This window comes from Flavobacterium gelatinilyticum (assembly GCF_027111295.1).
GTDB classification, from domain to species: domain Bacteria; phylum Bacteroidota; class Bacteroidia; order Flavobacteriales; family Flavobacteriaceae; genus Flavobacterium; species Flavobacterium gelatinilyticum.
In genome coordinates this window covers 1,413,728-1,427,571 of record NZ_CP114287.1, presented here as the reverse complement: position 1 = coordinate 1,427,571, position 13,844 = coordinate 1,413,728, and the positions used below count along the sequence as shown (strand labels likewise).

Below are 13,844 nucleotides of genomic sequence, written 5' to 3'. Positions count from 1 at the left end.
ATTTAAATATACAAATCGAACATTATGAAAAGTAAATATGTATTACTAGCATCAGCATTGCTGATTACAGTAGCGGCGTTTGCTCAAAAAGATCAAATTAAAAGTGCTGAAAAAGCATTAAAAAGCGGTGATGCTCAGGGAGCTATTACAATATTAAAAGACGCCGAGAACATGGTGGCAAATGCCAAAGATGCTGAGCAGGCACAGTTTTATTTTGTAAAAGGAAACGCTTACTTAGACCTTGCAAACAAAAAAGTTGAAGAAAGCAAAAATTTATCTTTAGCAGCAGAGAGTTATAAAAAACTTATTGATGTTGAAAAAGCATCAGGAAAACAAAAGTTTTCAACTCAGGCAGCAACATCAATCACAACTATTAAAGGATTGTTGATTAATTCTGCAATTGCTGACACACAATCGAATAAAAATATTGATGGTGCTAAAAAATTATACGAAGCATATCAGTTAGACAGAAATGATACAATTAATTTGTATTATGCTGCTTCAACAGCTGTAAATGGACAGGATTATGATTTAGCGCTTCCATTCTATGAAGAACTGAAAAAAGTAAACTATTCTGGAAAAGGAACTCTTTATTTAGCTGTAAATAAAGCAAACGGAAACGAAGATAATTTCGGAAATGCAAAAGACAGAGATTTAGCAGTAAAATTAGGAACACACGAAAAACCTAAAACAGAGGCTATCCCGTCTAAAAGAGGTGAGATTTATAAAAATTTAGCTTTAATCTTGGTTCAGAAAGGACGTATCGAAGATGCTAAAAAAGCAATCGCAGATGCAAGAAAAGCAAATCCTGAAGATACTTCTTTAATACTTTCAGAAGCTAATTTGTACCTTGAAACTAAAGATTTCGACACATACAAAAAACTGGTTGGAGAAGCTTTACAAAAAGATCCAAACAATGCAGACCTTGTATTTAACCTGGGAGTAATCAGTGCAAATGCTAAAAACAATGAAGATGCTGAAAAGTATTATTTAAAAGCACTTGAAATCAATCCAAACTATACAAACGCTTACCTGAATCTTGCGGCTTTAAAATTAGAAGCTGAGAAACCAATTATTGATGAAATGAATAAATTGGGTACTTCTGCAAAAGATATGAAACGTTACGATGTGTTAAAAGCACAGAGAGAAAGTGTTTTCAAAGGAGTTATTCCTTATCTTAAAAAAGCAAACGAATTAGATCCTAAAAACGAAGATGTTGCTAAAACATTGTTAGGGGTTTACAAAGCTTTAGAAATGACTGCTGAAGCAAAAGCTCTTAAAGCGACAATGAACTAATTCTGGTTTGAATATATAAAAAACCATCAGCCCACAAACTGATGGTTTTTTTATGCCTAAATCTGACCTTTAAACCAAACTTGCAGATAAAGTGATAGTTGTGTTTAAAAGTTTTGAAATAGGACAGATTTCTTTTGCTTTTGCAGCTGTTTTTTCAAATTCTTCAGCAGATATTGAAGGTACCTGTCCTTTTAAATCCAAATGAATTAAAGTGATAGTTCCGTCTTCAAAAGTTACAGTGGCTTCTGTAGTTAAATCATCCGCAGTAAATCCGGCTTCGTTTAATAAAAAACTTAACTGCATGGTAAAACAGCCTGAATGTGCTGCTGCAACCAATTCTTCCGGATTTGTGCCTACTCCGTCTGCAAATCTTGTTTTAAAAGATAATTGAGCGTTATCTAAAGTTGTGCTTTGTGTACTTATAGTTCCTTTTCCTTCCATACCGGTTCCTTTCCAGTTGGCGTGTGCTTTTCTTGTAAATTTCATTTTCTTAGTGATTAAAATTAATAATTTGTGTATTTTGTTGATTATCAATAAGTCGTGGTTAATCAAATATAAAGAATATTTTTTACTATTAATTTATCAATTTGTTATTTGAAAGTAAATTCATAAAAAAAAGAAGGGTTGTCTGCTAAAATTAAACGACGATACAAGTGCAATCTGGAGTATTGTTTTCTACCGTTTAATCTAAGATGTTCTTTCGTGAATTATATTGGCAGAAAAAAAATCCAAATCCCAATTGATTGATTCGATTGGAATTTGGATTTTATAAGATTGGAATTTTTGTTTATTGAATTTAAATTATTTTATTCCTGATTTAAATTTCTCAATTGTTTTAATTTGTCTTTCCAAACTTCAAGGCTTTCCTTGTGAATTGCGATGTTTTTGCGTACTTCAAGAACGATTGAATTTTCTTTTTTCGCATTTTTAGTATTGGTAAAGAACTGGATATTATTTTCTAACTGGAAAATTTCATTCTGCACTTCTTCAATTTTGCGCATGATAAAGATTTTCTCGTTATCTAATTTACGGGTATCATTGCTGTCAGATAAAGAATCGATACGATTAGCAAAACGCATCATTTCAGATTCTTTTTTGCTCAGGCTTAATTTTTCAAAAAGTGCATCTAAGATTTTATTGAATTTCCCTTCAATATGACGTCTTGAAAACGGAACTTTTCCGTAGCCTTTCCAGATTTCGATATGCTGTTTAATAGCATCTAAATCTGTTTTGTGATCACCTGTCAGCTGGTAGGCTCTCAAGATGTCCAGATATGCTTTTTTATTATCAAAAGCAGCAACTTCATCCGCATTTTCTTCAGATTTGTGCTCTTTTAATTTATCAAAATAGTGGTTGCAGGCATCTTTGAACTCTTTCCAGATTTTATCTGAATATTTTTTAGGAACGTGTCCAATTTGTTTCCACTCCTCCTGAATTTGTTTCATGATTGGGGTTGTAGAAGCAAAATCAGTACTTTCCTGCAGTTCTTTTGCTTTGGCAACTAGAGCCATTTTTTTATTTAAATTATCGTTCTGATCTTTTTTGATGTCTTTGTAGAACGAATTTTTAAAAGCATTAAAATTTCTGACAGCTGTTTTAAAAGCTGCCCATGTTTCTTCATTTACCTCAGCAGGAACTTTTCCCGCCGCAAAGAAATCATTTCGTAAAGCTTCTACTTTTTGAATCTGAACGAGCCATTGCGAATGCGAATTTACTTTTTCAGTTCCCAAAACTTCAATTTTAGAAATAATATCTTTTTTGATTTCAAGGTTCTGTTGTTCGTTAGCTCTCTGGCTTTCAAATAAAACTTCTCTTTTATCGTGGATTTTTTTAGTCAGTTCGCTGAATTGATTCCAAATCGAATCACGGTATTCTTTAGAAACCGGTCCTATTTCTTCTTTCCAGATTCGGTGTAAATCCTGTAATTCACGGAATGCTTTGGCAACATCAGCTTCATTTACCAATTCTTCTACACGTGCAATGATTTTTTGCTTTTGCTCCAGATTGTGTTTAAAATCTAAATCTCTGGCTTCACGGTCTAAATGAAGGTAGTCATAGAAATTTTCAACGTGAAAATGATAGTTGTTCCAAACGTGATTGTATTTGTCTTTAGGAATTGCACCGGCATTTTTCCATCTTTCTCTTAAATCATTAAAATGTTTAAGTGTGTCTTTAATGTTTTCCTGAGGATTAATAAGTTCTTTTAATTCCTCAACAATAGCAAGTCTGTTCTCTAAATTTGTTTTTAGATTAGTTTGTAAATGCTTAAAATGAGCATTTCTTTTTTCTCTAAAAATATTGTAGTATTCATCAAATTTAGATTTTAAAGGAGAATGATATTCAAACTCTTCGTTTGGATCTTCATTTGAAGCATTGAATTCTTCTCTTTTTTCATCTAAAAGATGATTGTATTTTGATAAAAATGATTTTTTAATTTCTTCTACATGATCTTTTACAGACATAACTTTGTCTGTATTAACCAGTTTTTTAAGTTCATCTACGAGTGCATCAAGAGAAAAAGTGTCATAATCCTTCATCGGGATTTCATGACGATCTTTCAGTGTTTCATCTTCGCTTTCTTCCGCATTCGAGTTTGCAATGGCATCTAATGCATCCTGATGATCTGATTCTTCAGTTTTTGCTGTTTCTTCAACTTCTTTTTCTACATTTGAAGCCGGAGTTTCCGTAACTTCTTTGTTAGATTCTGTTGCTTCAGCTGCATTATTTTGCGTTGAATCACTTACTTCCATTTCTAATTTTCCGTCTGCCTCATGCAGGTTATCATTCTTTTCTTCTAACATCTTTAAATGTATAAGGTTTTACTTAATGAGAGCGAAAGATAGTAAAGGTGTTTCTAAATACAAAATAAAACGTTTTATTTATACCGTATTTTAGGATGAAATTCCTGTTATCTACTTAGATTTACAACTATAAAAATGCTGTTTTATTGTTTTTTACTAAAACTGAATATTGATTTCTGTAAAATTTTTCGAGAAAAAGAATAAAAACAGCTTCTTTTGGTTTTATTTTCTTTTTTTGTGGTTTTGTGCTTAAAAAAGTATCAAAATACCAACTTCGAGTCCAAAGTTATAGGTTTTCATGCCTCCAAAAGCATAACTTGGATGAATGTAAATTAAATCGTCAGCAGAGATTTTACGACCGTACTCTACAAAAGCATTGTTTTGAAAACCTTTTGCAATGTTGTTATACCGAAAAGCTGCATCAGCGGAGACCCAGTTTCTGCCGAAGAAATACAAAATCACATTCTCGAAAGCTGCAGTGCTGATATCATTTCTATTACTGTGTCCTGCAAAACTGATCTGGTATTCGGCTGATGATATCCAAAGATATTTTTTGGATTTTAGGTATCTGCCATAAAAAACGGCAGGAGAAAATACCCATTTTCCACTTCCGAAATTAGGATCCTGCGCTGAATTTGAAATGACTCTGGCACGCAAAGCCACGCCGTTACTGTGCTTAAGGTACGGAATATAGCTGATTCCGGCGGTGACATCTCCAATACCGCTTTTATTGATTGAATTTGTGTTTGCCGAAATTAGAGGGAGATCAAAACGTAAATTCCAGGCTTTGTTGCCTATAGGGTATAAAAGTCGTAATAGAGTCGTATTGTAAGATCCGTTATCTGTATCGAGATATTCGTTAGATAACAAAATGGTTTTAAGAAAATAATGATATCTGGGTTCAGAAAAAGGACTGTTGATCTTAGTACTGTCTGGTTCCTGAGCTTTTACAGAAAGTGATATGAAATAAAATATGCAGAAGTAAAAAGTAATTTTTGTCATAACTATCTACAAATGAGTAGACTAATTTACAAAAAAAATCTTTTTGCATATTTTATTTCGAAATCTTTTTTTATTTGTTCCAGATCTTCCACGCTTTCTCAGCCTGAAAAATCAACATATCGTATCCGTTTTTGATAACAGCACCTCTTTCTTTTGCGTTCTTAAGGAATTGTGTTTCTGCCGGATTGTAAATTAAATCGTATGCAATATGTTTTTCGGTAAAAAACTCATAAGGCAGGTTAGGGCAGGCCTCGATGTTTGGACTTGTTCCTACAGGTGTGCAATTGATTATGATTTGAAAATTATCAAATGTCGTGGCATTTATCAAATCATAATCGATGATGTTTTCTTTGGCTTCCCTTGAAACAAAAGTATACGGAATATCCAGTTCGTCCAGAGCAAAAGCAACTCCTTTTGAAGCACCCCCGGTACCCAGAATAAGGGCTTTTTTATGATGCGGTTCTAATAATGGTTTAAGAGATTTTTTAAATCCGTAATAATCGGTGTTATATCCTTTTAATTTACCTGATTTGGTAAATTTAATTGTGTTTACAGCACCAATTAAAGCGGCTTTTTTTGATAGTTTGTCTAAAAAAGGAATGATTTGTTCTTTGTATGGAATCGTAACATTTAAGCCCTTTAAATCCGGATTATTTTTTATTAATCCTGTAAAATGGTTAATTTCAGAAATATCAAAATTTTCGTAACTGCTGCCTGCAAAAACTTCGTTGTTGAATTTTTCTGTAAAATAACCTTTTGAAAATGAGTAGCTAATATTACGGCCTAGTAAGCCAAAACGTCTTTTTAGAGTATCAATCATTATTATTTTCTATGTTTTTCAATATAATTTTTTACCGCTTTTTTTGCCCAGACAACAGGGAATAAATCTTCGATTAAAATGTAATTATCAAAGTTTAAACGAAGCCCGTTGCTTAAATGAAATTTAGCTTTGGTATTGTCCTGAATCATAAAATACAATCCGGCTAAACGGTATTCGATTTCGTTTTCTTCCGGAAAATATTCTGATGCTTGCAATAGAGTCTGCACTGCACTTTCGAATTCTCCCAAGAATTGCAGAATATCAACCCAGAACAACCAGGTGTCTAAAGCATAATCGCCAAATTCTACCGCTTTTCTGTATCCAAATTCAGCTTCTTCAAAGAAGTTCATCTGTTTGTTTATTGTAGCATAACGTTTCCAGTATAAACGGTTCTGATTGTCGATTGCTAATGCTTTATTGACAAAAAACAGTGCTTTTTGGAAATTTTTCTGGCGTACATGAAAATCAGTAATTGCAATCCAGCCTTTGTCTAAAAGCGGATCTTCGTGAACTGTCTGGTTATAGTACTGAAGTGCTTTTACGGCATTTCCCAGTTTTTCATAACATTTTCCAATTCGCAGTAAGGCATAAGAAGTAGCATCGTCAAGTTCAATTGTACGATTGTAACTTTCAATTGCTTCATTGTATTTTTTAAGACGCTCGTACGCTTTTGCTTTTTCCATAAAAGCACCTAAAAACTCATCGTCAATTAAGGTTGCATAGTCAAAAGCGCGAATTGCATTTTCGTATTCTTTTACACCGTAATGCAGTCGCCCAAGCTGATGCCAGGCAATTTCGCTGTACGGATTTCTGTTGATGTATTGGTTTAAATACACAATAGCTTCCTGATTCTGATCTAAAAATTCAAAACAGTATACTACGTTATATAAAGCAGACTGATCTTCTAAGTCCTCTTCAAGACATTTAATGAAGTTTTCTTTTGCCAGTTCAAGATTATCCATAAAAAGATATTCCATTCCAATCAAGTTGTACACATCGGCATAATCATCTGTATATTGCAGGGCAATTTTAAGTAATTCTACCGCTTTTTCGTGCTGATCTCTTTTAGAGCAGATATTGGCTTTCTGGATATAAATTTCCTCGTTGTTAGGTTCGATTGCATACAACTCGTTTAGTAACTTCTCAGCAATATCGAGTTTGTCTTCGTAAACCAGCATTTCTACTTGTACTAATTTTAAGCCTGTAGATTTCGGATGCTGGTCTAATGCAAGTTTTAAGGCCTTCTTTGCTAAATTAGCCTTACCTATATCTAAATAATGAAGAATGATTTCTTCAAATTCTTCAGAATCAAAAAAGAGCACTTTGTTGGTTTTTAACATCGACTCAAATTTGGACAGGGATAGGTTATAATCTTCTTCTTCGTTGCTTAATTGCATACTTTAGTTTTATTTGAAATTAGCCTATTATAAATTTAGGCAACCATGTCATTGATGTTTGGCTGTAAAATTAATTGTTTTGAACAATTTAATTAACAAAATAAACAGGTTTTCTGTGTTGATTTTGTTGTAATATTTTGAATTTTAAAAGATTAACCAGATTATTTCTTTGCTTTTTAGAAACAGGGTTAAAATTTTCAGATTTCTTACTGCAATTGTTCTTTTTTCAATATTTCATCCATAACGTTTAAAATTATGGCACAGCCTTCTTTTATTTCTTCTTCAGAAATGGTTAACGGAGGCGTTATTCTAATGGCACAGCCTTCAAAAAGCAGCCAGAATAATATTAAACCTTTATCCTGACAGTTTAAAATGACCTGATTTGTTATATCTGCCGTTTCGGTCATAGCAGCCAGCATTAATCCTTTTCCTCTTATTTCTTTAATCAAAGGATGTACCAAAAGCGATCTGAAGAGTTTTTCCTTTTCTAAAGTTTCCTGCATTAAATTAGTTTCAGTTAATTCCTGCAAAGTGGCTAAGCAGGCTGACGCAATGACAGGATGTCCACCAAAAGTGGTTATATGACCTAATTTAGGGTTTTCTGTTAAGAGATCCATTTTTTCTGCCGAAGCGGTAAAAGCACCAACCGGCATACCGCCGCCCATTCCTTTTCCCATTACCACAATATCCGGAACAACATCGTAATTTTGAAAGCCGAATAATTTTCCGGTTCTTCCAAAACCAGGCTGGATTTCATCGACAATCATCATGGCTCCAACCTCATCGCAGCGCTTGCGGACTTTTTGCAGAAAATTATTTTCAGGCTGAATAAATCCTGCGCCTCCCTGAATGGTTTCTAATAAAATGGCAGCCGTTCGGGTTGTTATTTTTTCTAAATCGGCTTCGTTGTTGAAGGTAATAAAATCAACGTCAGGTATAAGTGGACGGAAAGCTTGTTTGCGTTCTTCAAATCCCATAACACTCATAGAACCCATTGTGTTTCCGTGATAGGCGTTATGACATGAAATAAGCTGACTGCGTCCTGTAACACGTTTAGCCAGTTTTAAAGAACCTTCAATAGCTTCTGTACCTGAATTTACCAAATAGGTTTTGTTTAGGGATTCCGGCAGGAGCGAAGCCATTAATTTGCAGTATTCTACGGCCGGGCTCTGCGAATATTCCCCGTAAACCATTACATGAGAGTATTTGTCAAGCTGGTCTTTTATGGCCTGATTTACTCTTGGATGCTGATGTCCTAAAGTACAAGCCGAAACTCCGGCAACAAAATCTAAATATTTTTTATTGTTTGTATCGTAAATGTATGAGCCAATGGCGTGAGACACTTCCATTCCTAACGGATAAGGAGAGGTTTGTGCCTGATATTTTATAAAATCTGGATTCATTTTTTAAAGGTTCAAAGTGGCAAAGATACTAAGGTTCTTAGGTTTTAATTTTAGCCGCAGGTTAATTTTTGTAAACATAATCATAGATAATTTTGAAAATACTGAAAACTAATCTTGTGACTGCGACTAAAACTGCCGCCGAATACTACTTCTTTTTAGGCTGAGGCGCTGTTTTTGCCGCCGGTTTCTTTTTGTCGTAGTCCAGAGTTTCTTTTCTGACCTCCATTGGAGCCATTTTGTTCTTTTCTTCCTCTTCTTTACCTTCTTTTATCAGTTTTTCGTTGAGTTCGTTGTCTTCTGCCGTAAAAATATCATCTTTCGATGTAATTCTTTCATTACCGCGCCAGACAAAACCCCTTAATTTTCGGGCATTTTCGGGTAACTCATCTTCCGGATACATGTCGCCGTCAACACGGTTAAAAAATGTAATATTTTCTACGGCATTATTCTCCAGTATCATATTGATTTTACTGCTCACATTTTTATTAATTCCGACCAATTCATTGTCGTCATTCCGCATAAAATAGATAACCTCAGTATTTTTAATAACGTCGACATCATGCAGTTTTCCATCCCTGAATTTCCCAAATAAATTGAGCCCCTTGACCTGATTATATCCGGTTCCGAGGGTATCCTTTGATATCAGGAATGTATTATTGAGGACTTTTAGAGAGTCTAATTTCCGAGTGGTATTATCGCCGATTAAATGCATTACATCGCCTGTAATCTGGCTTTCTCCATTCCATAAAATCGGTTTTCCGATTAATTTGGTCAGCGCTGTTTTTGAATCGGAATGAATCGAATCACATTTACCGCTCATATCTATTTTATAAAAACGGACATTATTGAAAGCTCTTAAAATACGTTCGCCTTCTTTTCCTGTTACCAGTAGTTTTTTTCCGTGAATGTAAAGCGAATCATTTTCGACTAAATTGATGGCCACCGCTCTTTTGGTAACAAACATCGAATCTTTTAGTTTGTAAATTTCGGCATAATGCCCTTTTACAAGACCGCGATTAATTGAGTCAGTAATTTTAACATTTCGCGTTGCCGATGCAAATTCAATATTTCGGTTATAATATAAACTGTCTCCTTCAATCAGCCTGTCATCGTATTTTATGTACGACCGCCTTAAAAAGTGTGCCAGATTCTTTTTAGTATCATAAAATCCTTTTTCTGTATAAATATAATTGGCTTTACTGGTAATTGTTGAAGGACCAAACAAATACGTATGGCCAGAATTACTGTAGTAATCCAAATGATTAGACTTAATTACATATTTAGGATTTGTGATTGTAACGGCAGTTAAAAACTGGAATTTTTTCTGGGTCACATAATATCGTCCCGAATTACTCACCAGAGTATTGTCTTTATTTATAATTGTACCTTTTGTGTTGTAGAAAACTTCCTGAACATTTCGGTCAAAATTAATAGTGTCCGTTTGTAAAGTAGCATCGGGAGAAGTCATAACCGCATTTCCGGTTGCAAAAGCTTTTTTTACATTTCCGCTGTATTCGGCATATCTGCTATTCAGGAATAAAGTATCACCCTGTACCAGCTGCACGTTTCCGAAAGCTTTTAGATAGTTTTCTTTCTGAAAATAATAAGCTTTGTTACAGGTAAGAACCACTCCGTCGTGATTTACTTTTACATTTCCGGTAAGCAGAACACCATCCGGTACCAAAACCTGATCAACATCTAAAAAATCAGAATGTTCAATGTTGATTTTTTTAGGAGCTTGTGCTTGTGTCTGGCCTTTTTTTGGCGCTTGTGCAGAAAGAAATTGAATGCTCAATAACAGCATACAACAAGATATGAAAAAGAGTGATTTCTTCAACTGATTAAATTTTTGTCAAATTTATAAAAAAGCTTACAACCTTATATTGTTATTAGCATTAATTTATAATTCAAAATTTACATGTTAATATTGGTTCAGGTAAATATTCAATTTATCAACAATACCAGGTACTCTCACGTTGTAGTGCACTTTTTAAGAATTAAACTGAAACAATATAAAAGGGAGTTTCTTTTGAGTTTTAAAAAATAAACTAAATTTAGTAATTGTTTAAGACTGCATATTCAGTTTTTAAGCACCCGCAAGCTAAGATTAGATTAAAAAATTATGATAAAAAGCACGTTTATTACAACTGGAATTGCCACAGTAATGCTGTTTTCAGGATGTAAAACAAAAGATTTAAAAATGAGTGAAGCAAAAGAGAATCATTCGAACGAAAAAAAAGAAGTCGTTTACCAGGTTTTTACCCGTTTATTCGGAAACAAAAATACAACTAACAAGCCCTGGGGTACAATTGAAGAAAACGGCGTTGGAAAATTTAATGATTTTACAGACAAAGCACTTCACGAAATTAAAGATTTGGGAGTTACCTATATTTGGTATACAGGAGTACCGCATCATGCTTTGGTGCGCGATTATACAGCGTACGGAATCTCGAATGATGATCCCGAAGTGGTAAAAGGACGTGCAGGATCGCCTTATGCCGTAAAAGATTATTATAATGTAAATCCGGATCTGGCTGAAAATCCGGCAAACCGATTACAGGAATTCGAAGCTCTGATTGCCCGCACGCATAAAGCAGGTTTAAAAGTTCTGATTGATATTGTACCCAATCATATTGCCCGAAAATACGAAGGAAAAAGCAATCCGACTGGGGTAAAAGATTTTGGTGCCGATGATGATGTAACGGTTGAATACAAACGAGATAACAATTTTTATTATATCCCGAATTCTCATTTTGAAATTCCGGATGGCACAAATCCTTTAAACGGAGAAAAGAACCCTCTTATTGACGGAAAATTTGATGAGAATCCTGCAAAATGGACCGGAAACGGCTCACGCAAGGTAAAACCGGATCAAAATGACTGGTACGAAACTGTTAAGGTAAATTACGGCGTGCGTCCTGACGGTTCTAAAGATTTTCCGGAACTACCTGCAGGTTTTGATCAGAAATCATACAAAGAGCATTTTGCTTTCTGGCAGGATAAAGATGTGCCGGATTCCTGGAAAAAGTTCAAAGATATTGCATTGTACTGGATTGAAAAAGGAGTTGACGGATTCCGTTATGATATGGCCGAAATGGTGCCTTATGAATTCTGGAGTTATATGAATTCTACCATCAAAACAAAAAATCCAAATGCCTTTTTGCTGGCTGAAGTGTATAACCCGAATGAATATCGAAATTACATTCGTTTAGGTAAAATGGATTATTTATACGATAAAGTTGAAACCTATGATAAGTTAAAAGATATTATTCGCGGAAAAGCTTCTCCAGATGATTTATCAGGTATTCAGAAAGGAATGTCGGATATCGAACATCATATGCTTCACTTTTTGGATAATCATGATGAACAACGACTTTCATCACCTGAATTTGCGGGAACACCAGAAAGAGGAAAACCTTTAATGGTCGTTTCAACGACTTTAAGCACTTCGCCTACAATGGTCTATTTTGGGCAGGAAGTGGGAGAGGCAGGAAACGAAAATGCCGGATTTGGAACCCGTTCCAGAACTTCTATTTTTGATTATATAGGCGTTCCTAACCACCAGAGATGGATGAATAACGGAAAGTTCGACGGCGGCCAATTATCTGATTCAGAAAAGAATTTAAGGGATTTCTACAAACGATTGTTGAATTTCTCTATTAAAAGCCCGGCTTTGATGGGCGATTTTCAGGAAATTCAGTCTGTAAACCGTCAGAATCAAGATTATGGTGATTTGCTTTATTCTTTTGTGCGCTGGTCAGGTAAACAAAAACTGATTGTAATTGCTAGCTTTTCTTCTGAGAAAGCAGCCGAATTTGAATTGAAAGTTCCGGCAGATATTATTTCGAAATGGAATTTAAAAGACGGTTCTTATGTACTTTTGGATAAACTGTATCAGGAAAGTAAAACCTATTTTACAGTAAAGAATGGAGAAGGAGCGGCGAGAATTAAAATCCAGCCTTCGGAATCTTTTATTTATGAAGTAGAATAATTTTAGTATTTAATTTTAAAAAACGTGTTTAGGGATTTAATGATCTAAACACGTTTTTTTTATGCCTTATTTAAACGTTTTTTAAAAGCGAAAGAATCTCTTTTATAGAAAATGCCGCGCCACAGACAAATTCATCAGAAGCACCGTAATAAACCGTTAGTGTATCGCCGTCCGGTTCGATGATATGTCCGTTTGTAAAAACTACATTGCCAAAGAAGCCGCTTAGTTCATAACTCGTTTTAGGAAACATAATAGGATCTTCGGTTCTGGAAATTATTATCGAAGGATCTTCTAAATCCATTAAAAAAGCGCCAAGGCAGTATTGATGAAATTCATTTGCTCCGTGATAAATCTCCAGCCAGCCTTTTTCTGTTTTTATGGGTGCAGCACCCGCACCGACTCTTTTGCTGTCCCAAAGATGTTTTCTTGTTTTTATGATACATTTGTGATTTCCCCAGTGAATGCCGTCTGGCGATGAGGCAATCCAGATGTAATTGCCTCCAATATCAACACTGCTTGGTCTGTGCAGGGCATAGAATAATCCATTTATTTTTTCTTCAAAAATGGTGCAGTCTTTATTGTGGGCAGGAAATATCATTCCGTGCTTTTCAAAAGTTTTCCAGTCGGTTGTGGTGCGAAGGCCTACACCAACACCATTATCAGAAACAGAAGTAAAAGTCAGATAGTATTTTCCTTCTATATAAGTAACACGGCAGTCTTCTATACCAAATGTTTCCAGTATGCCTTCTCCAACTAAATGCGGATAATCTTCGGGTTCATAAAAATGTTTACTGTCTTCGCTGCACAATAACCGGATGTGCGATAATGTAGTTAAATAATCAATTCCCTGATAATTGATAACACGGGCATCAGTGGCAATAAGTTCAGGATGATCTTTTAAAATTTCAATTATCTGAATCGTGCCAGTGTCTGTTAGTATAGGGAAAGAAATAATGTTCTCGATTTGTTTGGGCCTTTCGGCAACCCTTACAGCCAGCCAGGTTTTGTTCTGAAACTGAAACACGCCGGGGTTTAGCAAACAGGTAATTTCCAGACCTTCACGGCTTGGCGGTATATCTGATGGTGATAGTAACGGGTTTTCTATAAAACGATTTGCTATATCTCTCATATTGT

At 34.8% G+C, this 13,844-nt stretch carries 10 protein-coding genes; 2 read left to right on the top strand and 8 right to left on the bottom strand.

What is annotated here, in order from left to right:
• The first annotated feature begins 24 nt into the window (after positions 1 to 24).
• Entirely contained in the window at positions 25 to 1,296 is a 1,272-nt protein-coding gene (locus tag OZP11_RS06045) for a tetratricopeptide repeat protein (RefSeq protein ID WP_281234324.1), read from the top strand.
• 69 nt (positions 1,297 to 1,365) lie between these two features.
• Here OZP11_RS06045 and OZP11_RS06040 read toward each other — a convergent pair whose 3' ends face one another.
• From OZP11_RS06040 to OZP11_RS06010, 7 genes are all read right to left on the bottom strand, one after another.
• Positions 1,366 to 1,782 (bottom strand): OsmC family protein, encoded by a 417-nt coding sequence (locus tag OZP11_RS06040; RefSeq protein ID WP_281234323.1) that lies wholly within the window; start codon positions 1,780 to 1,782, stop codon positions 1,366 to 1,368.
• Between the two features lie 320 nt (positions 1,783 to 2,102).
• Positions 2,103 to 4,097, bottom strand: a complete 1,995-nt coding sequence (locus OZP11_RS06035) for a DUF349 domain-containing protein (RefSeq protein WP_281234322.1) — start codon at positions 4,095 to 4,097, stop codon at positions 2,103 to 2,105.
• Between the two features lie 249 nt (positions 4,098 to 4,346).
• Complete coding sequence (locus OZP11_RS06030; RefSeq protein WP_281234321.1) at positions 4,347 to 5,099, bottom strand: lipid A phosphoethanolamine transferase; 753 nt, start codon at positions 5,097 to 5,099, stop codon at positions 4,347 to 4,349.
• A gap of 70 nt (positions 5,100 to 5,169) precedes the next feature.
• Positions 5,170 to 5,919: a shikimate dehydrogenase family protein gene (locus OZP11_RS06025; protein WP_281234320.1), complete on the bottom strand. Its 750-nt coding sequence runs from the start codon at positions 5,917 to 5,919 to the stop codon at positions 5,170 to 5,172.
• A 2-nt stretch (positions 5,920 to 5,921) separates the two neighbouring features.
• On the bottom strand, positions 5,922 to 7,316 hold the full coding sequence (locus OZP11_RS06020) for a tetratricopeptide repeat protein (protein ID WP_281234319.1): 1,395 nt from the start codon (positions 7,314 to 7,316) through the stop codon (positions 5,922 to 5,924).
• A gap of 206 nt (positions 7,317 to 7,522) precedes the next feature.
• Positions 7,523 to 8,719 carry an aspartate aminotransferase family protein gene (locus OZP11_RS06015; RefSeq protein WP_281234318.1) on the bottom strand — a complete coding sequence of 399 codons (1,197 nt, stop codon included), beginning with the start codon at positions 8,717 to 8,719 and terminating at the stop codon, positions 7,523 to 7,525.
• 145 nt (positions 8,720 to 8,864) lie between these two features.
• Positions 8,865 to 10,523: an OstA-like protein gene (locus tag OZP11_RS06010; protein WP_281235505.1), complete on the bottom strand. Its 1,659-nt coding sequence runs from the start codon at positions 10,521 to 10,523 to the stop codon at positions 8,865 to 8,867.
• A 318-nt stretch (positions 10,524 to 10,841) separates the two neighbouring features.
• On the opposite strand from OZP11_RS06010, the gene OZP11_RS06005 reads away from it, so the two are divergent.
• Entirely contained in the window at positions 10,842 to 12,710 is a 1,869-nt protein-coding gene (locus tag OZP11_RS06005; protein WP_281234317.1) for an alpha-amylase family protein, read from the top strand.
• 70 nt (positions 12,711 to 12,780) lie between these two features.
• Here OZP11_RS06005 and OZP11_RS06000 read toward each other — a convergent pair whose 3' ends face one another.
• Positions 12,781 to 13,839, bottom strand: a complete 1,059-nt coding sequence (locus OZP11_RS06000) for a glycoside hydrolase family 130 protein (RefSeq protein ID WP_281234316.1) — start codon at positions 13,837 to 13,839, stop codon at positions 12,781 to 12,783.
• Positions 13,840 to 13,844 lie beyond the last annotated feature (5 nt).